Source organism: Flavobacterium psychrolimnae, assembly GCF_003312425.1.
Lineage (GTDB): Bacteria > Bacteroidota > Bacteroidia > Flavobacteriales > Flavobacteriaceae > Flavobacterium > Flavobacterium psychrolimnae.
Genome location: NZ_QNUX01000010.1, coordinates 88,324 through 112,759, shown reverse-complemented (window position 1 = coordinate 112,759; position 24,436 = coordinate 88,324). Strand labels below are relative to the sequence as shown.

24 protein-coding genes and 1 pseudogene are annotated in these 24,436 nt (G+C 34.7%); 14 read left to right on the top strand and 11 right to left on the bottom strand.

Features of this window, described 5'->3' with window-relative positions; translation table 11 throughout:
• The first annotated feature begins 32 nt into the window (after positions 1–32).
• A complete protein-coding gene (locus tag DR980_RS11525; protein ID WP_113636289.1) occupies positions 33–392 on the top strand; it encodes a YraN family protein in 360 nt (119 codons plus the stop codon).
• A gap of 109 nt (positions 393–501) precedes the next feature.
• Positions 502–1,158, top strand: a complete 657-nt coding sequence (locus tag DR980_RS11520; RefSeq protein WP_073354429.1) for an aspartate kinase — start codon at positions 502–504, stop codon at positions 1,156–1,158.
• Positions 1,159–1,167: 9 nt separating this feature from the next.
• Here DR980_RS11520 and DR980_RS11515 read toward each other — a convergent pair whose 3' ends face one another.
• From DR980_RS11515 to DR980_RS11500, 4 genes are all read right to left on the bottom strand, one after another.
• Positions 1,168–1,461: a type II toxin-antitoxin system RelE/ParE family toxin gene (locus DR980_RS11515; protein ID WP_113636288.1), complete on the bottom strand. Its 294-nt coding sequence runs from the start codon at positions 1,459–1,461 to the stop codon at positions 1,168–1,170.
• A complete protein-coding gene (locus DR980_RS11510; RefSeq protein WP_113636286.1) occupies positions 1,452–1,676 on the bottom strand; it encodes a hypothetical protein in 225 nt (74 codons plus the stop codon). The genes DR980_RS11515 and DR980_RS11510 overlap by 10 nt, the downstream gene beginning before the upstream one ends.
• 177 nt (positions 1,677–1,853) lie before the next feature.
• Entirely contained in the window at positions 1,854–5,222 is a 3,369-nt protein-coding gene (gene mfd, locus DR980_RS11505; protein WP_113636284.1) for a transcription-repair coupling factor, read from the bottom strand.
• Positions 5,215–5,820 (bottom strand): hypothetical protein, encoded by a 606-nt coding sequence (locus tag DR980_RS11500; RefSeq protein WP_113636366.1) that lies wholly within the window; start codon positions 5,818–5,820, stop codon positions 5,215–5,217. Before DR980_RS11500 ends, mfd begins: the two co-directional genes overlap by 8 nt.
• Before the next feature lie 313 nt (positions 5,821–6,133).
• On the opposite strand from DR980_RS11500, the gene DR980_RS11495 reads away from it, so the two are divergent.
• Positions 6,134–7,072, top strand: a complete 939-nt coding sequence (locus tag DR980_RS11495; RefSeq protein WP_113636281.1) for an L-threonine 3-dehydrogenase — start codon at positions 6,134–6,136, stop codon at positions 7,070–7,072.
• Positions 7,073–7,194: 122 nt separating this feature from the next.
• On the opposite strand, the gene DR980_RS11490 is transcribed toward DR980_RS11495, so the two are convergent.
• Complete coding sequence (locus DR980_RS11490) at positions 7,195–7,665, bottom strand: hypothetical protein (RefSeq protein WP_113636279.1); 471 nt, start codon at positions 7,663–7,665, stop codon at positions 7,195–7,197.
• A gap of 322 nt (positions 7,666–7,987) precedes the next feature.
• On the opposite strand from DR980_RS11490, the gene DR980_RS11485 reads away from it, so the two are divergent.
• Positions 7,988–9,193, top strand: coding sequence for an NAD(P)/FAD-dependent oxidoreductase (locus DR980_RS11485; RefSeq protein ID WP_113636277.1), 1,206 nt, complete (start codon positions 7,988–7,990; stop codon positions 9,191–9,193).
• Positions 9,194–9,284: 91 nt separating this feature from the next.
• Here DR980_RS11485 and DR980_RS11480 read toward each other — a convergent pair whose 3' ends face one another.
• The 3 genes from DR980_RS11480 to DR980_RS11470 form a co-directional block, all read right to left on the bottom strand.
• The gene (locus tag DR980_RS11480; RefSeq protein ID WP_113636275.1) at positions 9,285–11,159 is read right to left on the bottom strand and encodes a M1 family metallopeptidase; all 1,875 of its coding nucleotides are present in this window, start codon (positions 11,157–11,159) and stop codon (positions 9,285–9,287) included.
• Between the two features lie 60 nt (positions 11,160–11,219).
• Positions 11,220–12,851 (bottom strand): S8 family peptidase, encoded by a 1,632-nt coding sequence (locus DR980_RS11475; protein WP_113636273.1) that lies wholly within the window; start codon positions 12,849–12,851, stop codon positions 11,220–11,222.
• Between the two features lie 74 nt (positions 12,852–12,925).
• On the bottom strand, positions 12,926–13,786 hold the full coding sequence (locus DR980_RS11470) for an MBL fold metallo-hydrolase (protein WP_113636271.1): 861 nt from the start codon (positions 13,784–13,786) through the stop codon (positions 12,926–12,928).
• Positions 13,787–13,954: 168 nt separating this feature from the next.
• Here DR980_RS11470 and DR980_RS11465 point away from each other — a divergent pair, with 168 nt between their 5' ends.
• The 5 genes from DR980_RS11465 (at position 13,955) to sufD (ending at position 18,484) form a co-directional block, all read left to right on the top strand.
• Entirely contained in the window at positions 13,955–14,284 is a 330-nt protein-coding gene (locus tag DR980_RS11465) for a HesB/IscA family protein (protein WP_113636269.1), read from the top strand.
• 71 nt (positions 14,285–14,355) lie between these two features.
• Complete coding sequence (gene sufB / locus DR980_RS11460) at positions 14,356–15,804, top strand: Fe-S cluster assembly protein SufB (protein WP_113636267.1); 1,449 nt, start codon at positions 14,356–14,358, stop codon at positions 15,802–15,804.
• A 61-nt stretch (positions 15,805–15,865) separates the two neighbouring features.
• On the top strand, positions 15,866–16,618 hold the full coding sequence (sufC, locus tag DR980_RS11455; RefSeq protein ID WP_099714056.1) for a Fe-S cluster assembly ATPase SufC: 753 nt from the start codon (positions 15,866–15,868) through the stop codon (positions 16,616–16,618).
• Positions 16,619–16,667: 49 nt separating this feature from the next.
• Positions 16,668–17,036, top strand: a complete 369-nt coding sequence (locus tag DR980_RS11450; RefSeq protein WP_113636265.1) for a four helix bundle protein — start codon at positions 16,668–16,670, stop codon at positions 17,034–17,036.
• 131 nt (positions 17,037–17,167) lie between these two features.
• Positions 17,168–18,484 (top strand): Fe-S cluster assembly protein SufD, encoded by a 1,317-nt coding sequence (gene sufD, locus DR980_RS11445; RefSeq protein ID WP_113636263.1) that lies wholly within the window; start codon positions 17,168–17,170, stop codon positions 18,482–18,484.
• A 53-nt stretch (positions 18,485–18,537) separates the two neighbouring features.
• On the opposite strand, the gene DR980_RS11440 is transcribed toward sufD, so the two are convergent.
• From DR980_RS11440 to DR980_RS11430, 3 genes are all read right to left on the bottom strand, one after another.
• Complete coding sequence (locus DR980_RS11440) at positions 18,538–19,134, bottom strand: mobile mystery protein B (protein ID WP_113636261.1); 597 nt, start codon at positions 19,132–19,134, stop codon at positions 18,538–18,540.
• Positions 19,125–19,586 (bottom strand): helix-turn-helix domain-containing protein, encoded by a 462-nt coding sequence (locus DR980_RS11435; protein WP_113636259.1) that lies wholly within the window; start codon positions 19,584–19,586, stop codon positions 19,125–19,127. Before DR980_RS11435 ends, DR980_RS11440 begins: the two co-directional genes overlap by 10 nt.
• A gap of 160 nt (positions 19,587–19,746) precedes the next feature.
• Entirely contained in the window at positions 19,747–21,087 is a 1,341-nt protein-coding gene (locus tag DR980_RS11430; protein WP_113636257.1) for a serine hydrolase domain-containing protein, read from the bottom strand.
• 239 nt (positions 21,088–21,326) lie between these two features.
• Between DR980_RS11430 and DR980_RS11425 the strand changes: the two genes are divergently transcribed.
• The 5 genes and pseudogenes from DR980_RS11425 to DR980_RS11405 all read left to right on the top strand — a co-directional run bounded on the left by DR980_RS11425 (position 21,327) and on the right by DR980_RS11405 (position 24,435).
• A complete protein-coding gene (locus DR980_RS11425) occupies positions 21,327–22,541 on the top strand; it encodes an aminotransferase class V-fold PLP-dependent enzyme (RefSeq protein ID WP_113636255.1) in 1,215 nt (404 codons plus the stop codon).
• Between the two features lie 22 nt (positions 22,542–22,563).
• Positions 22,564–22,995 (top strand): hypothetical protein, encoded by a 432-nt coding sequence (locus tag DR980_RS11420; RefSeq protein ID WP_113636253.1) that lies wholly within the window; start codon positions 22,564–22,566, stop codon positions 22,993–22,995.
• Positions 22,996–23,018: 23 nt separating this feature from the next.
• Positions 23,019–23,438, top strand: coding sequence for a SufE family protein (locus DR980_RS11415; RefSeq protein ID WP_113636251.1), 420 nt, complete (start codon positions 23,019–23,021; stop codon positions 23,436–23,438).
• Between the two features lie 71 nt (positions 23,439–23,509).
• Positions 23,510–23,929, top strand: a pseudogene (locus tag DR980_RS11410) (GxxExxY protein).
• A gap of 182 nt (positions 23,930–24,111) precedes the next feature.
• Entirely contained in the window at positions 24,112–24,435 is a 324-nt protein-coding gene (locus DR980_RS11405; protein ID WP_113636249.1) for an SUF system Fe-S cluster assembly protein, read from the top strand.
• The last annotated feature ends 1 nt before the right edge of the window (position 24,436 follow it).

The following is a 24,436-nucleotide window of genomic DNA, read 5'->3' as shown; positions in this document are numbered from 1 at the left end:
TTGAAACCTTAAACTTAAAACAAAATTTTTCAATGGCGGAACATAATGAGCTCGGAAAACTTGGAGAAGAAATGGCTGTCGAATTTCTACAGAAAGACGGCTACACGATTTTGCAAACCAACTGGACCTTCCAAAAAGCCGAAATAGACATTATTGCCCAAAAAGGAAATACACTTGCCATAGTTGAAGTCAAAACCCGTTCCTCATTAGAATTTGGCTTGCCACAAGATTTTGTAAAACCAAAAAAAATTCAGCTTCTTGTAAAGGCCGTGGACGCTTTTGTCAACGAAAGAAATTTGGATATTGAAGTTCGTTTTGACATAATAGCCATCCATAAAGAAGGGAAATCTTTTGTAATTGAGCACCTTATCGATGCTTTTTATCACTTTTAACCGTTTTTTCTTGATGTTATATTTGTAACAAATTGTTTTTTATTTATATTTGCGTCCTATTTACACACTAACTACGCGTATATAACAACCAACTAAAAAAAATTACATCATGAAAACTGTTTCTTCCATTGTAGAAAACTACATCAAAACAAAGCCTTTTTTACTAAATGCATTATCATTAGGTATCATCAATCTGACCTCATTATCCCGAAACATAATGACTGAATTAGAAAGTGAATTTGGCAAGGAAGTAAAACAAGGTGCAGTTGTTATGGCTTTAAAAAGACTAACAGAAGAACTGGATTTCAGGTTGAACCATAAGATTAACAAAGTCATCAAAAATATCGGAGAAATCACCGTTCGTTCGGCTTTGACCGATTATACTTTTGCTGCATCCGACACCGTTTTGAATAAACAAGCCGATTTAATTACAGATATCAATACGCTACCGGATATTTTTTACACTTCATCTAGAGGAGTGAATGAAACGAATATTGTGGTTAGCAACAGTATAAATCATTTAGTAGACAAGCATTTTGCTACTGAAAAACTGATTCAAAAACTAGATAACCTGGCTTCGATTACAGTAAAATTACCCAAAGAAAACATTGTCGTTCCTGGAATTTACTATTTCATTTTTCAGCGTTTGGCTTGGGAAGGAATCATCATCAATGAAGTAATTTCGACTTCTAATGAGTTTACCATTTTAGTGAGCGAAGAACAAGTAGATGTGGCTTTTAAAGTGATTAAAGATTTGAAGAATTAGATTAGTTTTCTAATATTTCGGTTTTTGTTTAGTTCCTCTAAAATTAATTATTTCAATACTTGATTTTTTATAATTTACTCGGTAAACAAAGTAGTTATTTTTATCTATTATTGCTTTGTGAAGATTTTTATAGGTTTCAGATTTTGGATGTAAGTTAGGGAAAAGACTAATCTGATTGGTAACTTGGTTGATATTTTCTTCCAATTGCAAAATTTCTCTAAAAGTCCATTCTGCTTCTAAATATTCAATAACAATTGCTAAACCGTTATCGGCTTGTGGCGTCCATTTGATCTTTAACGCCATTTAGAAAATCTATTCATTACAGTTTCGTGACTAATAAATTCATCATTTTCTGCTTGTTTTAAACCGATTTCAATTTCAAGTTTTTCATCTGAATTCAAATCAGTGAACCAATCTTTTTTGCTAGTTTTTAAAATAATTTCAAGTTTTTCCAATAAACTTTCGTCTATTGTAGTCAACTCTTGAATAAAATTATATTTTCTGGTGGCTAAATTCATAACTTAAAATTTTAGTATAACAAAGTTATCTTTTTTGATTGTGTTAAAAAAACAAATCCTAAAATTTAACTAACTATTTCATTTTCAAATATTAAAAAAGAAATTAATCTTAAAAATATTTCGTTTTGATAAAAAAAATTGAATTAAGTGCAAAATAGAATCCCATTTAAAAATTTCTTATTCCCCACCCAACTTCTCCATTAATTCCAAAGCAGTTCTGGTATTCTTCACATTGTCAAAAGTCAACAAAAGTCGTAATCCAGCCGGCGTTTGCTTTTCTTTCATTTTGCATAAATTAGGATGTTTTTGTACAAACTGCAGTACTTTATGAAAACGATTAGATTGGTAATAATCGGATTGTTGATCCGAAATGAAATACCCAATCATCTTACCTTGTTTCATCACTAATTTTTCGATTCCAATACGAGTCGCAATCCATTTGATACGAATACTGTTCATTAATGCTTTGGCTCGTGGCGGCATTGGACCAAAACGGTCAATCAATTTATTTTGGAAAACAATCAGTTCTTCTTCGTTTTTGACTGCGCCTAATTCATTGTACAAACTCAATCGCTCCGAAACATTATTGATGTATTCATCAGAAAACAATAACTCAAAATCAGTATCGATTTGCAGGTCTTTGACGTATTCTTTAGTTTCCAGATTATTTTCCTCCGGATACAAATCCTTGAATTCGTTTTCTTTTAATTCATCGATGGCCTCGTTCATGATTTTTTGGTAGGTATCAAAACCTATTTCATTGATGAAACCACTTTGCTCGCCACCCAATAAATCTCCGGCACCACGAATCTCTAAATCCTTCATCGCAATATTAAATCCGCTACCCAATTCACTGAACTGTTCCAATGCCTGAATTCGTTTTCTGGCGTCATCGGTCATCGCAGAATATGGTGGACAAATAAAATAACAGAATGCTTTCTTGTTGCTTCGCCCTACTCGACCTCGCATTTGATGCAAATCAGACAACCCGAAATTATTCGCATTGTTGATGAAAATCGTATTCGCATTCGGAACATCTAATCCGCTTTCGATGATGGTTGTAGCCACCAAAACGTCAAATTCTCCATTCATGAAAGCCAACATCAATTCCTCCAGTTTCTTCCCGTCCATTTGGCCGTGACCAATTCCAACTCTGGCATTTGGGACCAAACGCTGAATCATTCCGGCTACTTCCTTGATATTTTCTATTCGATTATTGACGAAAAAAACCTGTCCGTTACGCTGGATTTCATACGAAATCGCATCCCGAATCATCTCTTCACTAAAACCAACCACATTCGTCTCAATAGGATAACGATTGGGCGGAGGCGTTGTAATAACTGATAAATCGCGTGCAGCCATTAGTGAAAACTGCAAAGTTCTCGGGATTGGCGTCGCTGTTAAAGTTAGCGTATCAACATTCGCCGCAATGGTTTTGAGTTTGTCTTTTACGTTAACACCAAATTTTTGCTCCTCATCCACAATCAGCAATCCAAGGTCTTTGAAAACTACATTTTTATTAACCAATTGATGGGTTCCTATAACAATATCCAGTTTTCCTTCGGCCAATTGTTTTAAAGTTTCCGCTTTTTGTTTGGCCGTTCTAAAACGGTTTAAATAACCAACAGAAACGGGCATATCTTTCAATCGTTCTGTAAAAGTTCGATAATGTTGGTAGGCCAAAATGGTTGTAGGAACCAAAATCGCAACTTGTTTGCTGTTATCCACAGCCTTGAAAGCCGCACGAATGGCAACTTCGGTTTTCCCGAAACCTACATCACCACAAACCAAGCGATCCATCGGACGGTCGCTTTCCATATCAGCTTTTACCTCTGCCGTTGATTTGGTTTGGTCCGGCGTATCTTCGTAAATAAAAGAACTTTCCAGTTCATTTTGCAAATAACTGTCGGGCGCAAACTGGAATCCTTTTTCGAGTCTTCTTTTAGCATACAACTGAATCAGGTTGAATGCAATATGTTTGACCCGTGCCTTTGTTTTTTGTTTTAAAATTTTCCAAGCATTCGAACCTAATTTGTAAATTTTGGGCGGTGTTCCGTCTTTTCCGTTGTATTTTGAAATTTTGTGCAGCGAATGAATACTCACATACACAATATCATTATCGGCATAAACGAGCTTGATGGCTTCTTGCGTTTTGCCTTCGACTTGTATTTTTTGCAATCCTCCAAAACGTCCAATTCCGTGATCAATGTGCGTCACATAATCCCCAACCGAAAGTGTCGTCAGTTCTTTTAAAGTAATATTCTGCTTTTTCGAATAGCCGTTTTTGATGCTGAATTTATGGTAGCGTTCAAAAATCTGATGGTCAGTGTAACAGGTTATTTGGTTTTCTTCATCAATAAATCCTTGGTACAAAGGCAAAACAATGGTGTTGTATTGCTTGCGGATATTTTCAGAATTCGCTTCATCCAGCGTTTCAAAAATATCATGAAATCGTTTGGCTTGGGCATCATTCGAACAAAACAAATAATTCTTGTAACCGTTGAAATGATTTTCATTCAGATTATTCAGCAACAAATCAAACTGTTTGTTAAACGATGGTTGTGGCTGAATGTGAAATTCGAATTTTTTGGTGATTCTAAAAATAGGTTTTGAACTCAATTCTACAATCGAAAAATCCAACGCTCTTTTTATAAATGCTTCTTGATTCAAAAACAATTGTTCTGGCGAAGACCGCTTTATTTCCTGCGACAATTTTGCGAAAGCTTCTTCGGCTTTGCCAAATTGTTTATCCAATTGCAATAAAAAATCTTCGGTATTTTGAATGAAAATCACTGTTTTCTCCGAAATATAATCTAAGAAACTTTCTCGGTTTTCCTGAAAAACTTTGTTTTCCACATTTGGGATTATTGTAATCTTTTTTTGTGTTTCAATAGACAATTGCGTCGCAACATCAAACGTACGGATGCTCTCGACTTCGTCTCCAAAAAACTCAATTCGATACGGATTATCATTCGAAAATGAAAACACATCGACAATTCCTCCACGAACCGAAAATTCTCCGGGTTCCGTAATGAAATCAACTCTTTTGAATTCGTATTCGAACAAAACTTCATTGATAAAGTCGATGGAAATCTTATCCCCAACAGCAACTTTCAACGTGTTTTTGTCCAATTCTTTTCGGGTTACTACTTTCTCGAAAAGCGCTTCGGGATAGGTAACAATAATGGCCGGTTTCTTGCGGGAATTGATTCGGTTTAACACTTCGGCGCGAAGCAAAACATTCGCGTTATCCGTATCTTCGATTTCGTACGGGCGACGAAATGAACCGGGATAAAATAGGACATCTTGCTCCCCAATCATCTGTTCTAAATCGTTCAAGTAGTACGCCGCTTCTTCTTTATTGTTTAAAATAACTAAAAAAGGAAGCTCCGATTGTTTAAATACAGAACGAATTACAAACGAAACTGCAGAACCCAAAAGTCCCGACAGCTGCATTTTTACTTGATTGTTTTCTAATAAACGAGCAACTATTTGCTGGGTTTTTGGCGAATTATCGTAGGTGTTGTATAAGATTTTTTTACTCAACGCGTGGTATATTTGGATCGATGACTGGTGTGTTAGGAATGGCTCTTGAAGTATCCATCATTTTCAATAAATCAGATTCTCCTTCTTCAACTGGAATTTTACTTTTCTCCACAATTTTGTCCATTTGTCTTTGTAGCGAAACCAATTCCAAGTTGATTTCCGACACTAATAAAGTGACTTTCTTATCTGGAATATTATCCAAATGAATGAATAAATCCAACAATCGTACTTTAGTAATCAAAGTCGAAATCCTACTTTTTATTTGAGGCTTGTTGTATTCGTAAGGAATATTATCGTTCAAAGCCATTGCTTTTTTCGAAAGCGCTTTCGATTTTTGCTGAAAAGCTCCAATCGTTTTTTTAGGCTTTTGTGCTAATTCAGCCAAAAACATACGCCATTCGTTCCAAGATGCAATACTTTTTTCACCCGCTTCGGTTACTGGTTCATCGTATAAAACCCAACCTTTCTGTATGTTTGCAAATATGATTTCTCTTTTTTGTATCTCTTTTTTGTTTTCCGCAATTCGTTTTTGATTGTCATTTTTACAAGAGAACAAAACAAAAACCAGAGAGAAGAAAACGGCTATTTTATATTTCATGTGCGTCAATTTATCATTTTTTAATGGATGAAAGTAATTCAAATACAGTTGTAATTTTTTAAAAAAGAAGCAATTATGACCCTTTAAAAATTTCCATTAATTTAGGTGCAAAGTTACAAAGTAAATTTACAATAATGAATTCCAGTATTGGAATAACAATCTAATATTGCCAGACTGATTTTTATGCTTAAAAACATGAAAATTTAAGAAAATAAACATGTTTTTAAATACTATTTTAAGATTTTTATAATCATTTTCATCAAAGTTATGTTATTTGCGAAAACGTTATCTTTGTTTTTCAAAACAGACAAAAATGAGTACAAAAATATTGATTATTGGCGCTTGCGGCCAAATAGGAACAGAGCTTACGCAAAAGTTGCGAAAAATATACGGAACCGAAAATGTAATTGCTTCGGATATCCGAAAGCTAAATATTGATGTGGTGAATTCCGGTCCATTTGAAGTCGTGAACGCTTTAGATTTTAATCAAATTGAACATTTGGTCGAAGTACACCAAATCGACGAAGTATATTTGATGGCTGCATTGTTATCGGCAACAGCCGAGAAAAACCCTGCATTTGCTTGGGACTTGAATATGAATTCGTTGTTTCACGTTTTGAATTTGGCGAAAGCCGGAAAAATAAAAAAAATATTCTGGCCTTCGAGTATTGCGGTTTTTGGACCAACAACTCCCAAAGAAAACACGCCTCAATACACGATTATGGAACCTTCAACGGTGTACGGAATCAGCAAACAAGCCGGCGAAAGATGGTGTGAATACTATCATAATATTTTTGGTGTAGATGTAAGAAGCATCCGTTATCCGGGTTTAATCAGCTGGTCATCGCCTCCTGGTGGTGGAACTACAGATTATGCAGTGGATATTTTTCACAAAGCACTTTCGGACAAAAAATACGAATGTTTTTTATCCTCAGAAACTAAAATGCCAATGATGTACATGGATGATGCTATTGCTGCGACCATCCAAATAATGCAAGCGCCGGCTGACCAAATAAAAATTCATTCTTCGTACAATTTAGCTGCAATGAGCTTTACGCCAACGGAGATTGCTGCCGAAATCAAGAAACATATTCCTGAATTTACCATTACTTATGAGCCGGACTTCCGTCAAAAAATAGCCGACAGCTGGCCTGCGAGTATTGATGATGCTGAAGCTAGAAAGGACTGGGGATGGAAACATGAATTTGATTTGGAAAGCATGACTACAGATATGCTGGAGCATTTGAGATAGTTCCCTTAAAAACATAACCAAAAAAAGTCTAATTCTTACATTAGACTTTTTTTGGTTTTATTAGGATCAAGCTATACTTAATCTTTAAATAGCATGCTAAAATCCACAAGTATCCTTCGTTTTTAAAAGGAAGAATATATCCAATCTACTTCATATTTTAAAAGCGTATTTTTATGAGTTTTTTCTAATACATAAATTTTAAAGTATGCACTAAAATCAGTTACCGGATACAGTATTGGATTTTTTAACTTCATTTTTCTTTCCTCTATTTGCTTTTTTTCCTTGTAAAACTGATACGCCTTTTGTTGTAAATCTTCTGATTTATCGACGGTGAATTTTAATTTGTCAAGTAAGCAAGTATCCATTTTATTGATCTTGACATCAAAAATAAAAGTTTCTCCTCCCATGTAAAAATAGATTTTATTAGCAACTTCTTTTTTAGTGTCTCCTGAAGTAGTATCAAAAAGAACATATTTCACGGGTTTCATATATTTAGTCCCGCCTTTGTAAAATTTGAAGAAATCACTTTCTTTGGATTGTCCCACCGTAGAAAATGATATACAAAATAGCAATAAACAAATTATTTTTTTCATGATTAGTTACAATTTGAAGGTCCGTTATAAAAATTTCTGTTATTAATAGCTGTCTTTTTACGAATAAAATGTACCTAAATCTATTAATTCAGAAATAATAGCAAGGATACATTTTTAATTTAAAATACCTTTCTTATTCAATAACTAAATTTATATTAAGTTATTTAGTGCAATTATTGTTTTTCCAACAAAGAAACACTTGATAACTAATTAAAAAATTCAGAAGGACATAACCATTCTATACTTTTATAATAGGTTTTGTTTTTTTCTTAATTATCGTGCAAAAAATATTTTTACTAAATTTGATAAAAACCGCAGCGCCATGAAACTAAAATCAAGTGAACCTTTTTGGTTGGTAAAAAACGGAATCATCAACTCGTATCCGTCATTAAGAGAAAATCTGGACACAGAAATTCTAATTGTAGGCGGTGGAATAACTGGCAGTCTTATAGCTCATCAATGTATGGCGGATGGTTACAAAACCATGCTGATTGATCGCAGAGAAATAGGTCACGGAAGTACATCGGCTACGACATCCATGTTACAATATGAGATTGACGTTCCTTTGCACCAACTTATAGATTTGATTGGCGAAAAAGCTGCCGTTAACAGTTATTGGGCATGCTATAAATCGATTGATGATTTGAAGAAAATAGTGCAACAAGTAAAATCAGATTGTGGTTTCAAGAAAAAAGAATCGCTTTATTTTGCCGCATTAAAGAAAGATGTTAGTTGGTTAAAAAAAGAATTCGAAGCTCGAAAAAAAATTGGAATGCCTGTAAAATGGCTCGAAGCCGATGAAATTGATAAAAAATTTCACATCAAACATTCGCATGGCGGAATCTTGTCAGAACAAGGCGGCAGTATTGATGCATTCCAATTAGCTCACGATATTCTAGCGTACAATCACGAAAAAGGATTACAGATTTTTGATAAAACCGATATCAAAAAAGTTACTTACAAACAAAATGGCGTCACCGTTCTAACCGAACATGGAACTACCATCACTGCCAAAAAAATAATCTACTGCAACGGTTTTGAAAGTACCGAAATCATTAAAGACAAGTTTGTAAAATTACTTTCTACTTACGCCATTGTGGGAGAACGGTTTGAGGATGATCAATCGCATCTTAACGACACTCTTTTTTGGAATACAGCGGAGCCTTACATATATATGCGAACCACGGATGATAATCGATTGCTTATTGGCGGCGAGGATGAAGATTTTGTAGACGCTGCAAAAAGAGATTCCTTACTTAACGAAAAGTCCGATAAATTGACTAAATATCTAAAGAAAATTTTACCTGATTATGATTTCAGAATGGATTTTGTTTGGGCGGGTACTTTTGGCGAGACCAAAGACGGCTTACCTTACATTGGCAAACACCCCAATTTTCCAAGCGCCTATTTTGTTTTGGGCTTTGGCGGAAATGGCATCACATTTTCAGTTATTGGAATGGAACTCGTTTCTGAAATGTTGAAAAACAAAAAACATACTTTATCAGAATATTTTAAATTTAGAAGGTAATTTCCCAAGGCCAATATATCGTTAAACTGCATAAAAAATGCCCCAAATAGTGACTAACTTTTTGGGGCATGTTCATTCAAGCTTTTAAATATTACTTTAATTCGTAAGTATTGTTTTCTTTCTTGATGTCAGCCATTAAGCCACTTGGATCAATGGTTATTTTCATAATGGCGCTTTTTGGTTTTGCAATCATGAATTCCATTGTAGGATAGGCCCAAGCCCAATCGCCTAAAACCGTTCTTTTTATAGTTGGATTCGGATTTTCTTTTTCGAAACTCATCATGCGCAATGGAATGTAAAAACTCTCCATTGTTCCATCTGTATACTCCACTAACAAATCAATTGGCATTGGCATCCTGCCTATTCTTTCTAATGTTACAATCGTTTTTTCACCAATATCTCTTGGTTCTCTAATACCGTAATCAATAGTGTTTGTGGTTTGTGTCCAATCCGTCAAATACCAATCCAGATTTGCTCCCGTAATTCTTTCGGCAGATCTTTTGATATCATTTGGCGTAGGATGTTTAAATTTAAAATCGCTGTAATACTTTTTTAAAGTTTTCATCAGATTTTCTTTCCCTATCAAATACATTAATTGTGTCAGGAAAAGTTCTCCTTTGCTATACGAAGTGATGCTGTAGACTCTGTTTTCGTCAAAACGATCTGCATGTGTAGTTTGTGGCAATTCCTTACCTGAATTTACCATTGAAAAATATCCGGCATACGCTCCCTTAAATGGGTTTTCTACTTTTTTATCTGCAATTTCATTCATTCCTAAATCTTCTAGAAATGAAGTGAAACCTTCGTCCATCCAACCGTGTTTTGATTCATTGGAAGCCAATACATGCTGGAACCAAGAGTGCGCCATTTCGTGAGCGGTTACACCTAATAAACCTTCAAAACTTCCTTGTCCTAAAATTAAAGTACACATGGCATATTCCATTCCGCCATCGCCACCTTGAATTACAGAGTATTGTTTGTACGGATAATCTCCAACTGTTTTATTATAAAACGCCATTAACTGAGCAGTTTTTGGCTGTAAGTTTTTCCAGTTTTCAATGAATTTTGGATTGTTTTTGTACAAGAAATGCAAGTCGACATTATTAGGCCCTTTCACTACATCGTGAATGTACTCTTTGTCAGCTGCCCAAGTAAAATCATGAACCATTGGTGCATTAAAATGCCAAGTCAGTGTTTTAGTTCCTTTAGGAAGTGTTACCACAACGCCTGGATCCTGATATCCGTGACCTATTTCGTTTTTGTTTTGCAAATAACCCGTACCGCCTAAAACGTATGCTGCATCAATGGTGATATTCACATCGAAATTTCCCCAAACACCATGAAATTCTCTGGCGATATATGGATCTGCATGCCATCCTTCAAAATCAAATTCGGCAATTTTTGGGTACCATTGCGCCATTGATAATTCTACTCCTTCAGCATTATTTCTTCCGGAACGACGAATTTGAAGTGGAACCTGACCGTCAAAATCCAACTTAAAAGTGGTTTTAGAATTTGGCAATATTGGCTTAGCCAAAGTAACTTCCAAAATCGTACCAACTGCTTCTACGGTAGCGCTAACACCATCTTGTGTAAAATTAGTAATATTCAAATACCCCGTTTCGTTAGGTTTCAAGGTTTTGATTCGACTTTGTTTCCATTCATTCTCGCCCACTTTTATCTTAGTGACCATTCTTGCGTCCGGATCTCTAATACTTTGGATTCTAGCATCCATCTCACTTCCGGGTTGAAATGCGTTATTATAAAGGTGGTAATATACTTTTCTTAAAGTATCAGGAGAATTATTGGTATAAACCAACTCTTGCTTGCCTTTGTATTCATAATTTTTGACATCCATTGTTACGTCCATTTTGTAATCGGCATGTTGCTGCCAATACGAAGTGTTTTGAGCCAATAGACTTCCAAAACTTAAAGTAAGAAAAGATAGTAAAAGTAGTTTTTTCATATAGGTTAAAAATAAAAATGGAAGGACAAATTGGCCTTCCATTGATGAATATTTGAACTGTTATTTTTTAGACATTTTTTCTGCCATAAGTAATGCGTTGTAAGCATTTACTATTTTTCCTGATTGCGATAAAGCACTAAAAGGACGAGTATCATTTGCTTTTCCGCCTACAACAACATCAGTTGTAATAGCAACTCCTGAATCCATCAAAATATGTTTCACTTGTTGAGCTGATAATTTTGGGTAATACGAACGAATCAATGCAGCAACTCCGGCAGCATTTGGCGCAGCCATTGAAGTTCCTTGTAGGTACTGATAGTTATTGTTTGGCGTAGTAGCATAGATTTTTACTCCAGGAGCAAAAACGTCTACATTGATTTTTCCAATGTTAGAAAAACGAGCCACAACTTTATTTCCATATTCAAAATTCAAAGCACCAATTGTGATTAAATTATCAGCAAACTCAGTTACTTTATCTTCAGAATCGTTAGGGAAATTTTCAGCGAAGTCAATGTCTTTTGCATCGTTACCCGCTGCGTGAACGATTAATACATCTTTTTTCTCAGCATATTTTATAGCATCATAAACCCATTGCTTGTGTGGAGAGAAACTTTTTCCAAAACTTCCGTTGATTACTTTGGCACCATTATCAACAGCATAACGAATTCCAAGTGCAATATCTTTATCGTACTCATCACCGTCTGGTACTGCACGAACGGTAAGGATTTGAACGTTATTAGCAACACCATCTCCACCTAAGACATTGTTTCTGCTTTGAGCAACAATTCCGGCAACGTGAGTTCCATGAAGAATTTCGTTCTTGTCTGGACCCATCACATTATTGTTTCCGTATTTAGTATCGGTAATATCATTTGGATTATCACCAACTACTTTACGGTAATCTGTTTTTAAATGATCACCATTGATAAGCGCAATTTGACCGTCTAATTGTTTTTGAACAGCCACTTTTAGTTCCGCTACTGGCAATCCATAAGAAAGCATTTGTTGCATAGCCGCTTTACTTTTTTGTGTTGCCGGTTCTTGCGAAACAATTGCATTTACCTCTTCAATTGTATAAACCGGTTTGCCAAAATGCTTTACTAAAATAGCATCACCTGCAGCGATAGTTTCTAGCATTTGCTCTGAACGCATTTTTCCTGTAGCTGCATCAGCCACTTTTTTATCATTTAATGCTTTCGCCGATTGATATGTAGCGTCATCAACTAAAGTTTTGTCTTTGATGATTCTTTCGTATTCCAAATTTTCTTTGGTACTGTCTCCAAGAAAATTCCATCCGTGAATATCATCGATATATCCGTTTTTGTCATCATCAATTCCGTTTCCGGCAATTTCTTTCGTATTGGTCCAAAGCACTGATTTCAAATCCTCGTGCTCAATATCCACACCAGAATCTACAATCCCAACAATAACTGGAACGCCAGTTTTACCTTTTAATAATTCGGCGTAAGCCTTATCAACACTCATTCCAGGAATAGTATCGGATACAATATCTAAATGACTCCAACGCTTTAAATCGTTTTCAGTAATAGGCGATTTTTTAGTGATGTTCAAAGGAGCGCTGATGGCAACCAGTCCAGAATTAGAAGCATTTGAAACTTGTTTTGAAGCGCCACATCCTACTAATGCTAAAAGTGCAAAAGCAGAAATGTAAATAGGTTTAATGGTATTCATCTAAAATGTTTTTGTTAATTTGAAATATTTGTCTAAAATAATTTTTTTTGTTACAAAAGGCGTTATGATTAACACTATGTTAAGATTTGTTCGCAGGTGAAAACTTCTGCCAAGCGAACGCCTTTCTCCGTTTTTTGTACGGTTATGATTTCATTATGTGCGTCATGTTCCAAGAACAAATAATAATTGTTATCAGCAGCGGCATTCATGAATTTTTCTTTTTCTGGCATGGTCAATAAAGGTCTGGTATCATATCCCATCACATACGGAATTGGAATATGTCCGGCTGTCGCCAATAAATCAGCGCAAAAAACGATGGTCTTGTCCTTATATTGAATGTGCGGAATCATTTGCTTTTCTGTATGTCCATCAGCAAAGAAGATGCCAAAACCCAGTTCCGATTTTTCTAAAAAATCTCCTTCGGGTCTTTGTATGAAATTGAGCTGTCCGCTTTCCTGCATCGGTAAAATATTTTCGGATAAAAACGATGCTTTTTCTCTTGGATTCGGCTTTGTTGCCCATTCCCAGTGATTTTCATTAGACCAGAATTTCGCATTTTTAAAAGCCGGTTCGTATCCTGTTTTGTCAGCGTTCCATTGTACGCTTCCACCGCAATGGTCAAAATGCAAATGCGTCATAAAAATATCGGTAACATCATCGCGATGGAAACCATATTTAGCCAACGATTTATCCATGGAATGTGTTCCCCAAAGCGAGTAATACCCAAAAAATTTCTCGGATTGCTTGTTTCCCATTCCCGTATCAATCAAAATCAATCGGTTGCCATCTTCAATTAATAAACAGCGTGCCGCAATATCAATCAGGTTATTTTCATCGGCTGGATTGGTTTTGTTCCAAATGGTTTTTGGCACCACGCCAAACATAGCGCCGCCATCCAATTTAAAATTTCCGGTTTCTATGGGATATAGTTTCATGGTTTTTCTGTTTTTTGAGAGGTCTCAAAGTTAGGGAATTCAAATGCTTTTTACTGTTTCAAATAGCTTTTTTCTATTTTTACATTGGTTATAAAAATGTTATCAATTATGGAAAAAGCATTTTATACACTATCTTTGTCCTTAATTTAGACAAAATCAATATAAGCTATGATAAAAGTTTCTGACACAGCAAGAAAAAAAATCATCGATTTAATGCAAGATGATGGTTTTGACGCTGCAATCGACTACGTAAGAGTGGGTGTAAAAAGCGGCGGATGTTCTGGATTGTCTTATGATTTAAAATTTGATAAAACAAAAAGCGACGACGATAAAATTTTTGTAGACAACGATATCACTATCGCTGTTGAAAAAAAATCTTTTCTGTACTTAGCCGGGACAATATTAGAATTCTCAGGAGGAATTAATGGGAAAGGATTTGTTTTCAATAATCCTAATGCCAATAGAACATGTGGTTGTGGGGAATCATTTTCATTATAACCAATAACAAAAGATTTAAACCATTAAGAAATTAAGCCAATTAAGTCTTAGTGGTTTTAAAAAATAAAATTATGTCAAAATATACAGAAGACGACTTAAAAATCGAACTCGAAACTAAAGAATACGAATACGGATTTTACACCGAATTGGAATCAGAAACGTTTCCTATTGGTTTAAATGAAGATATCGTTCGCGCTATTTCGCACAAAAAAGGAGAGCCACAATGGATGACCGATTGGCGTCTGGAGGCTTTTCGCGCTTGGGAGCAAATGACAGAACCAGAATGGGCAAATGTGCATTACACTAAACCTGATTTTCAGGCGATTTCCTATTATTCAGCTCCCAAAGCGGTAGATCCCAATAAAACATTGGACGATGTAGATCCGGAACTTTTAGAAATGTACAAAAAGTTAGGTATCTCTGTCGATGAGCAAAAAATGATGAATAATGTAGCGATGGATATCGTTGTGGATTCAGTTTCAGTAGCGACTACATTCAAGAAAACATTAGGCGAAAAAGGAATTATCTTCATGAGTATTTCTGAAGCCATCAAAGAGCATCCAGAATTAGTACGTAAATATTTAGGAACAGTTGTACCGCAAAAAGACAACTTTTATGCGGCGCTAAATTCAGCAGTTTTCTCTGATGGATCTTTCTGTTATATTCCAAAAGGCGTTCGTTGCCCAATGGAACTTTCAACTTATTTCAGAATCAATCAGGCAGGAACAGGACAATTCGAAAGAACATTATTAGTTGCTGACGAAGGTAGTTATGTTTCTTACCTTGAAGGTTGTACGGCTCCTAGTCGTGATGAAAATCAACTACACGCTGCTGTAGTAGAACTAATCGCTTTGGACGATGCCGAAATCAAATATTCAACCGTACAAAACTGGTATCCTGGAAACAAAGAAGGAAAAGGTGGTGTTTATAATTTTGTGACTAAAAGAGGAATTTGCGAGAAAAATGCAAAAATTTCTTGGACACAAGTAGAGACTGGTTCTGCCATTACTTGGAAATATCCTTCTGTTATTTTAAAAGGAGACAATTCAACAGGAGAATTTTATTCGATTGCGGTAACCAATAATTTCCAACAAGCCGATACGGGAACCAAAATGGTCCATTTAGGTAAAAACACTAAATCGACTATTATTTCTAAAGGAATTTCTGCTGGAAGGTCACAAAACAGTTACCGTGGTTTGGTAAGAATTTCGCCAAACGCAGATAACGCCCGAAACTTTTCACAATGTGATTCCTTATTAATGGGGAACAATTGTGGCGCGCATACCTTCCCTTACATCGAAAGTAAAAATCCATCGGCAAAAATAGAACATGAAGCTACGACAAGTAAAATTGGCGAAGACCAAGTTTTCTATTGCAACCAACGTGGAATTCCAACCGAAAAAGCTATTGCTTTAATCGTAAACGGTTTCAGTAAAGATGTATTGAATAAGTTACCAATGGAATTCGCCGTAGAAGCACAAAAATTATTAGAAATTTCGTTAGAAGGAAGTGTAGGGTAATCTCTGATTACAAAACAAAACTTAATGAATCTTAATACCTTAATGGTTTAAAAATAGAAACATGTTATCAATAAAAAATTTACACGCCTCGATAGGTGATAAAGAAATATTAAAAGGAATTAACCTTGAAGTAAAAGCAGGAGAAATTCACGCGATTATGGGACCAAACGGTGCTGGAAAAAGTACCCTTGCGTCTATCATTGCAGGAAACGAAAACTACGAAGTAACCGAAGGTGAAATCTCTTTAGACGGAGAAGACCTATCCGAATTGGCACCAGAAGAAAGAGCACACAAAGGTGTTTTTCTTTCGTTCCAATATCCAGTGGAAATTCCGGGAGTTTCAGTTACCAACTTCATGAGAACTGCTATCAACGAAACACGCAAAGCAAACGGTCAGGAAGAAATGCCTGCAAACGAAATGCTAAAAGTGATTCGTGAGAAATCAGAATTATTAGAAATCGACCGTAAATTTTTGTCTCGTTCTCTAAACGAAGGTTTTTCTGGTGGAGAGAAAAAACGTAACGAAATTTTCCAAATGGCAATGCTAGAACCAAAATTGGCTATTCTTGATGAAACCGATTCTGGACTTGATATTGATGCGTTACGAATTGTTGCTAATGGTGTTAATAAACTAAAAAGCGACAAAAATGCCATCGTGGTAATTACGCATTACCAACGTTTATTAGATTATATCGTTCCTGATTTTGTTCACGTACTTTACAACGGGAAAATTGTAAAATCCGGCGGAAAAGAACTAGCGCACGAACTGGAAGAAAAAGGATACGATTGGATTAAACAAGAACAAGAAGCTTAAAATTAAAATAGTCTAAAGTCGAAGGTCATAAAGTCAAAAGAAAAAAGTAATGGGGAAATTTAATTCTTTCGAAGAAATTAATTCTTGGCAAAAAGCAAGAGTTTTTAATAAAAGAATTTACCTAATTACTGAAAATACAAATTTCAAGAAAGACTTTGATTTCATTAGGCAAATTAGACGGGCTTCAATTTCTATATCATCAAATATTGCTGAAGGTTTTGAGAGAAATACTGACAAAGAGTTTATTTACTTTTTATATGTTGCAAAAGCTTCCGCTGGAGAAGTTCGTTCTCAATTATATTTAGCATTTGATTTGGATTATATTACTAAAGAAGAATTTGAAAAACTTTTAGAATCAGTAACAGAAATATCAAAATTGTTAGGTGGTTTTATTAAATATCTGAGTCCAAAGTCATAAAGTCTAAAGTCATAAAGAGGTAACCTCGATATAACTTTAAATACTTTCAGATTAAAGACACATAAATAACGTTACGTTGACAATCCAAAGTCTTTCGACTTTCGACTTTCGACTTTAAGACTTAAATTAAAATGGAATTAAAAGAAAAATTACTATCGTCTTTTATGGCTTTCGAAGAGCGTGTGGATGTTCATTCTGAACTTCATGACGTGAGAACTGCCGCCATAAAAAACTTTGAAAATAAAGGTTTCCCAACCAAAAAAGACGAAGCTTGGAAATACACTTCGCTAAACGCCATCTTAAAAAATGACTTTACCGTTTTTCCAAAGCAAGAAAACGCAGTTGAATTCAACCACGTAAAAAAATACTTTTTACACGAAATAGACACCTATAAAGTGGTGTTTATTGATGGTGTTTTCAGTTCGCATTTATCGTCAACCACACACGAAGGAATTGATGTTTGCTTGATGTCATCGGCATTGACCAAACCAAAATACAAAATGGTTATTGATACTTATTTTAACCAAATTGCCAACAAAGACGAAAGTCTGACTTCCTTGAATACGGCTTTCGCTATTGAAGGAGCGTATATCAACATTCCAAAAAGTAAAGTGGCCGACAAACCTATTGAGATTATGTATTTCTCAACAGGTAATGAAGCAGCTCTTTTGGTTCAGCCGAGAAACTTAGTGATTGTTGGTGAGAATTCTCATGTTCAAATTATCGAGCGTCATCAAAGTTTAAACGAAAATCCTGTGTTAACGAATTCTGTTACCGAGATTTTTGCTCAAAAACGTGCTATCGTTGATTATTACAAAATTCAAAACGATACGCTTGAAGCGAATTTAATAGATAACACCTACGTTTCTCAACAAAAAGAAAGCCACGTTTCGGTTCACACCTTCTCTTTTGGAGGAAACTTAACAAGAAACAACTTGAATTTTTATCACTTTGGGGAACGATTGACAAGTACGTTAAACGGAATCACGATTATTGGTGAAAAACAACACGTAGATCATTATACTTTAGTGAAACATTCTACTCCAAATTGCGAAAGTTTCCAAGATTATAAAGGAATCTATGCTGATCGTTCTACGGGCGTTTTCAATGGAAAAGTGTATGTGGAAAAAGATGCTCAAAAAACAAATGCGTTCCAAAAAAGCAACAATATTTTATTAAGCGACAAAGCGACAATAAATGCTAAACCGCAATTGGAGATTTTTGCTGATGACGTAAAATGTTCTCACGGTTGTACCGTTGGACAATTAGACGAAACAGCAATGTTCTACATGCAACAACGTGGAATTCCTAAAAAAGAAGCCAAAGCGTTATTGATGTATGCGTTCTCGAATGCCGTTATTGAAAACATAAAAATACCAGAATTAAAACAGCGTATCACCAAAATTATCGCCACAAAATTAGGCGTGAAATTGGGATTTGATTTGTAATATAGTTCAAAACAAATATAAAAAACCGTCTTGTTTAATAAACAAGACGGTTTTTATTTTCTTGCAAAATCTAACAATTTTGAAATATCTTCATTATCTGCTTCCTTTAAAGCATCAATGTAATTATATCTGATTTCATCTGCTTGAAATCGATTTTTAAAGCCCCAAGTAAAAATTTCCTTGTCAAAAATAGTTTCTATAATAATATCTGCCATAATTCTTGAGTGGCGACCATTACCATTAGGAAAGCAATGAATTTTTACAATCCTATGTTTAAATCTAATCGCTATTTCATCTGGAGAATATGTCTTATTTTCTATCCAATATTTAGTATCATCTAATAAACAATGGAGTTCAATACCAATTTTAATCCAAGATACACCGATGTTTTTCTCCGATTTCCTGAAATTCCCAGCCCATTTCCAGACTCCACCAAACATTTTTTTGTGAACTTGTTTTACAAATTTCTCAGTTAATATATTTTCGGTTTTAAATTTACTTCTGATTGTCCATTCAATGGCTTTTTCGATATTTAGCTGTTCAAATTCATCTAATTCTTGTAAAGTACCAATTGTTTTTATTAACAGCCCGTCTTTCTCTTCTTCATTTAAAGGAGTTTGCCCATTCTGGTACTCTAAATTTAATCCCATAAGCTTCTGCGCATTTCTTGTTTGATTTCGAATGCTAAATCTTCAATAGCCTTTTGAATTATTATTTCCCTATTTCCTTGATTTTCCAATTGCATAGTTTGATGAGTTCTCATTACAATTCTCTTTGCTAATTCTTTAGATTTATCTTCAACATAGCTGCTAAAAGAACCCTTATTAGGTACAAAACCATAAACTAATTGCATATCTAAAACCTTAGCTACTTCTTTTAAAGATTTTATCGAAATAGAACCATTTGTTTCACTTTCCTCTATACTTCGAACACCTTGTTTGCTTATACCAAGTTTATTACCTAATTGTTCCAATGTCATGTTTAATCCTTTTCTTATAGAAAAGACCCAACCATTTTCAGAAACCGGATTTTTCATTGCCTCTACTAACAAACTGGATTTCTGATCTAATTGTTCTAGTATTATTTGTTTATTTGTTCTCATTTTTAAGTGATATTAAATAATAAGTAAACTAATTAGTTTACTATAAATAACAAAAGTAAACAAATATATTTACTATAAGTAAATAAAGTAAACTTATTAGTGTACTTAAGCAACACTTAAATACATAAACAATTTACTATAAACATCATTACTCGACACCCTACAAACTCCCTACAATTCCTCTCAACATACCATTAAAATCAAAATTAGGATCTTCTTTTAAACCCATTCGAACAATCACTAAATCAAGTGACGGAATAATTGCCACCATTTGCCCCTGAAAACCGCTGCAGTAGTACATATCTGTTGGAACATCAGGAAAATGTCCGCCGGCATTGAGCCAAAAATGTCCGCCATATCTTCCCTCAGATCTATTGGTAGGAGTTGCGGTATATTTTGCCCAACCTTCATTGAAAATTTGTTCCCCGTTCCAATTACCGTTATGTAAATACAGTAAACCAAATTTAGACCAATCTCGTGTTGTAGCCCAACCGTAAGACGAGCCCACATAATTCCCTGCCATATCGGTTTCGATTACCATCGAGTTCATTCCTATTTTATCTATTAAATCTGTATACCAAAAATCTAAATATTCTTGATGTGTTTTGAATTGCTTTCGCAAAATACCTGAAAGTAAATTCGTCGTTCCTGAGGAGTAATTCCATCTCGTATTGGGTTTGAATGCCGAAGGTTTTTCCAGTTGTACGCGTGACATATCTTCGGCCTGAAAAAGCATTTGAGTTGCATCACAAATTTTATCGTATTTCTCTTCCCACTCTAAACCGGAATTCATGTGCAGCAAATCATTTGTGGTGATAATTTTACGTTCATCATTTTGCCATTCCTTAATCGGCGCAGGATCATCAATATCAAATTTCCTTTGTTTTTCTAAAACTCCAAATACAGCGCTGGTAATGCTTTTTGTCATCGACCAACCTAGAATTTTGCTGTTTTTATCAAAACCGGTATCATACTTTTCGGCTATGATTTTGTCCTTATAAATCACCAATAGGGAACGCGTTCTCTTTTTCAATTCTCCTTTTTTATCGAAAGCATTGGCGACAGCCGCATTCAATTTAGTATAATCAACATTAGCAAAAATGGTGTCTTTAGGCTCCTTATTTCCATATGGAAAAGGTAAATTGTTGTTCAACTTTGTTCTTTTGGGAACCAAATACGGTTTTGACATATCAAAATCATCATTGATTAAAGTCGCTCCCAAACCTTCGCGGTAAATTGCTTTTCGTTCTTTCAAACCATAAACCGAAGCCACGGCAAACTTTCCGGCTTCTTCAATTTTGTTTTTGGCCAAATCAATCATGTCGATATCATTGTCGCCTTTCTCAATCATTTCTTGCGAACGATTATCAATAAAATGCCCCGAAGCGATACTTTTGGCTGAAAAGCCAGAAATTAAATCCAGTTTTGGATAAGTAGTGAACCCAACATAAAAGATTCCGATAAAAGAAGCAAAACCAACGAACTTGAAGAATTTTTTCATAGAGAATTAATTTGAAGCAATTTAATGAAAAAGAACCACATTTTTGAACCGATACCGAATTGAGAAAATCAAGTTTTATTAACAAGTGTTTGCTAAAAATTAATTCCAATTTCACTACTTTTGTATTTAGAAAAATTCTAAATAATGAAAGGTTAATTCCAAATTAGCTTTTCTAAAAAAATGTTGACTGTTGGCTTTATTTCGGACCAATAAAAACATTAAAAAAACAAGCCGACAAAATGTTAGACATTAATAAAATTAGAGCCGACTTCCCTATTCTTTCACAAAAAGTAAACGGAAAACCATTGGTTTATTTTGACAATGGAGCCACTTCGCAAAAACCACAAGTGGTGATTGATGCGATTTCAAAATATTATCAGGAAATCAACGCTAATATTCATCGCGGCGTTCACACGTTAAGTCAATTAGCAACTGATGCGTACGAGATTTCACGCGGTAAACTTCAAAATCATATCAATGCAAAATTTGCTCATGAAGTACTTTTTACTTCGGGAACAACCCATGGAATCAATTTAGTTACTAATGGATTTGCTTCGATTTTGAACCCAGGTGATGAAGTTTTAGTTTCGGCATTGGAACACCACAGCAATATTGTGCCTTGGCAAATGTTGTGCGAGAAAACGGGAGCGACTTTGCGAGTTATTCCAATGAATCTTGATGGCGAATTGATTATGTCAGAGTATGACAAGTTACTTTCGGATAAAACTAAAGTTGTTACCGTTAATCACATTTCGAATGCTCTTGGAACGGTCAATCCAATTAAATATATGATTGACAAAGCACATGAAGTTGGTGCGGCGATTTTGATTGACGGAGCGCAAGCTGTTCCGCATTTGAAACCAGATGTTCAGGAATTGGATTGTGATTTTTATGTTTTTTCAGGACATAAAATATGTGGGCCAACAGGAACCGGAATTTTATACGGAAAAGAAGCTTGGTTGAATAAATTACCGCCGTATCAAGGTGGAGGTGAAATGATCAAAGAAGTGACTTTCGAGAAAACTACTTATGCGGAATTGCCTCATAAATTTGAAGCCGGAACACCAAATATTGCCGGAGGAATCGTTCTGGGAACTGCCGTTGATTATATGAATGAAGTTGGTTTTGACAACATTCAACAACAAGAAAAAGAATTACTGGAATACGGGACGAAACGATTATTAGAAATTGAAGGTTTAAAGATTTTTGGCACCGCCAAAGAAAAAACTTCCGTAATTTCGTTTAACATTGAAGGGATTCATCCGTACGATATTGGCACCATAATTGACAAATTAGGAATAGCAGTACGAACAGGTCATCATTGCGCGCAACCCATTATGAATTTCTTTAATATTCCAGGAACGATACGAGCTTCATTTGCTTTTTATAATACCAAAGAAGAAATTGATGTTATGGTTGAAGCTATTAAAAAAGCGCAACTCATGTTGTCCTAAAAAAAATTAAAAATATCTACACATGAAAATTCTATCCTTATTATTTCTGACTATTTTTCTGGGCAACGGTTGCGATAGCGCCAAAGCACAAGATATTGAAACCGCTGTTATTGAATACACTGCCAACACAAGAGGTTTTTATCAAAAAATAACAGTGAAAAATCAGATGCTGACGGTTTCAAAAGACAGAGACGGAAATGATAAACCGGTACCAACGAAAATTTCGGATGCCGACTGGAAAGAATTAGTGGATTGTTTTAAAAAGGTGGAATTGGATAGTTTATCCAAATTAAAAGCACCAACCGAAAAACGTTTTTATGACGGTGCGGCTATCGCCAATTTGAAAATCACCTTCAAAGATAAAACCTATGAAACGGATAGTTTTGATCATGGTTTTCCACCAAAAGAAATTAAGAAATTAGTGGATACAATAACGTCATTAGCTAAAGAATAAAACTGAAATAAATTCAGCATAGTATGAAAATTAAAGAGATACAAGAGGAAATTGTTGATGAGTTCTCCATGTTTGACGACTGGATGGAGCGTTATGAATACATCATCGAATTAGGAAAAAAACTTCCTTTAATCAAAGAAGAATTCAAAACCGAAAACAATCTGATTAAAGGCTGCCAGTCAAAAGTATGGTTGCAGGGGGAACAAACGGATGATAAAATTGTTTTCACTGCCGACAGTGACGCCATTTTGACCAAAGGTATTATTGCGATATTAATTCGGACTTTTTCCAATCAAAAAGCATCTGATATTCTCGAAGCCGACATGGGTTTTATTGACGAAATAGGTTTGAAAGAACATTTATCACCAACGCGAGCTAACGGATTGGTATCGATGATAAAAAATATAAAAATGTATGCTTTAGCGTTCAATGCACAGAATTGATTTCAAACATATAAGTCATATCAGTTTTTTTAATTCAAATTAACATACACTAACTTTACCAACTTAAGCTGATGACTATAAACATAACGAGGAGTTATCTCAAAGATTTAGTGTATCAGGTTAATGGAGCAGCAATTGAAGTTCATAAAAGTATAGGTCCGGGTCTATTGGAATGTGTTTATCATCAATGCCTAAAAAAAGAATTAGAATTACGGAAAATAAATTATTCTTCTGAATTACTGGTCCCTTTAAAATATAAAGGACATGAATTAGAATCTAAATTGTGATGTGATTTATTTATTGAAAATGCTCTTGTTGTTGAATTAAAATCGGTAAGTGAAATAAACCCGATTTATGAAGCACAATTACTTACTTATATGAATTTATTAAATGCGCCAATTGGTTTATTGATTAATTTTAATGTGAAAAATATTTTCTACGAAGGTCAAAAAACAATGGTGAATGAATTATATAGGCGGCTTGAAGACTAAAAAAAATTAAACATCTAAGTCATATAAGCAAATTAGTTGAATGTTTTACTTTGAACAAAGAAACTTACATGACCTATATGTTTTAAAAATATTAAAAACTAAAATAAAAACTTACACATACTTATATCTTCTTTAAAAAGAGAAACTTATATGACTTATGTGTTTAAAAAACAGACAAAATTATGACACAAGAAATAGACACCACAGAATTAGGAGAATCAATCGTAAAAATATTAAAGACTATTTACGATCCGGAGATTCCTGTAGATATTTACGAATTAGGATTGATTTATGACGTGATGGTCAATACAGATTATGAAGTAAAAATCCTGATGACACTTACCTCTCCTAACTGCCCAGTTGCAGAAAGTTTACCAAGAGAAGTAGAAGAAAAAGTAAAATCGTTAGAGAATGTAAAAGATGCTGAAGTAGAAATCACTTTTGATCCGCCTTGGAGTAAAGATTTAATGAGCGAGGAAGCAAAATTAGAATTGGGAATGCTTTAAA

Bases quoted from the DNA above. Each gene is read 5' to 3' on its own strand.
- DR980_RS11470 (WP_113636271.1), bottom strand. From the start codon at position 13,786: ATGAAACTATATCCCATAGAAACCGGAAATTTTAAATTGGATGGCGGC.
- DR980_RS11425 (WP_113636255.1), top strand. From the start codon at position 21,327: ATGTTAGACATTAATAAAATTAGAGCCGACTTCCCTATTCTTTCACAA.
- DR980_RS11415 (WP_113636251.1), top strand. From the start codon at position 23,019: ATGAAAATTAAAGAGATACAAGAGGAAATTGTTGATGAGTTCTCCATG.
- DR980_RS11465 (WP_113636269.1), top strand. From the start codon at position 13,955: ATGATAAAAGTTTCTGACACAGCAAGAAAAAAAATCATCGATTTAATG.
- DR980_RS11420 (WP_113636253.1), top strand. From the start codon at position 22,564: ATGAAAATTCTATCCTTATTATTTCTGACTATTTTTCTGGGCAACGGT.
- DR980_RS11515 (WP_113636288.1), bottom strand. From the start codon at position 1,461: ATGGCGTTAAAGATCAAATGGACGCCACAAGCCGATAACGGTTTAGCA.
- DR980_RS11510 (WP_113636286.1), bottom strand. From the start codon at position 1,676: ATGAATTTAGCCACCAGAAAATATAATTTTATTCAAGAGTTGACTACA.
- DR980_RS11520 (WP_073354429.1), top strand. From the start codon at position 502: ATGAAAACTGTTTCTTCCATTGTAGAAAACTACATCAAAACAAAGCCT.
- DR980_RS11405 (WP_113636249.1), top strand. From the start codon at position 24,112: ATGACACAAGAAATAGACACCACAGAATTAGGAGAATCAATCGTAAAA.
- DR980_RS11495 (WP_113636281.1), top strand. From the start codon at position 6,134: ATGAGTACAAAAATATTGATTATTGGCGCTTGCGGCCAAATAGGAACA.
- DR980_RS11485 (WP_113636277.1), top strand. From the start codon at position 7,988: ATGAAACTAAAATCAAGTGAACCTTTTTGGTTGGTAAAAAACGGAATC.
- sufB (WP_113636267.1), top strand. From the start codon at position 14,356: ATGTCAAAATATACAGAAGACGACTTAAAAATCGAACTCGAAACTAAA.
- DR980_RS11475 (WP_113636273.1), bottom strand. From the start codon at position 12,851: ATGAATACCATTAAACCTATTTACATTTCTGCTTTTGCACTTTTAGCA.
- DR980_RS11490 (WP_113636279.1), bottom strand. From the start codon at position 7,665: ATGAAAAAAATAATTTGTTTATTGCTATTTTGTATATCATTTTCTACG.
- DR980_RS11500 (WP_113636366.1), bottom strand. From the start codon at position 5,820: ATGAAATATAAAATAGCCGTTTTCTTCTCTCTGGTTTTTGTTTTGTTC.
- DR980_RS11525 (WP_113636289.1), top strand. From the start codon at position 33: ATGGCGGAACATAATGAGCTCGGAAAACTTGGAGAAGAAATGGCTGTC.
- DR980_RS11435 (WP_113636259.1), bottom strand. From the start codon at position 19,586: ATGAGAACAAATAAACAAATAATACTAGAACAATTAGATCAGAAATCC.
- sufD (WP_113636263.1), top strand. From the start codon at position 17,168: ATGGAATTAAAAGAAAAATTACTATCGTCTTTTATGGCTTTCGAAGAG.
- sufC (WP_099714056.1), top strand. From the start codon at position 15,866: ATGTTATCAATAAAAAATTTACACGCCTCGATAGGTGATAAAGAAATA.
- DR980_RS11450 (WP_113636265.1), top strand. From the start codon at position 16,668: ATGGGGAAATTTAATTCTTTCGAAGAAATTAATTCTTGGCAAAAAGCA.
- DR980_RS11480 (WP_113636275.1), bottom strand. From the start codon at position 11,159: ATGAAAAAACTACTTTTACTATCTTTTCTTACTTTAAGTTTTGGAAGT.
- DR980_RS11440 (WP_113636261.1), bottom strand. From the start codon at position 19,134: ATGGGATTAAATTTAGAGTACCAGAATGGGCAAACTCCTTTAAATGAA.
- DR980_RS11430 (WP_113636257.1), bottom strand. From the start codon at position 21,087: ATGAAAAAATTCTTCAAGTTCGTTGGTTTTGCTTCTTTTATCGGAATC.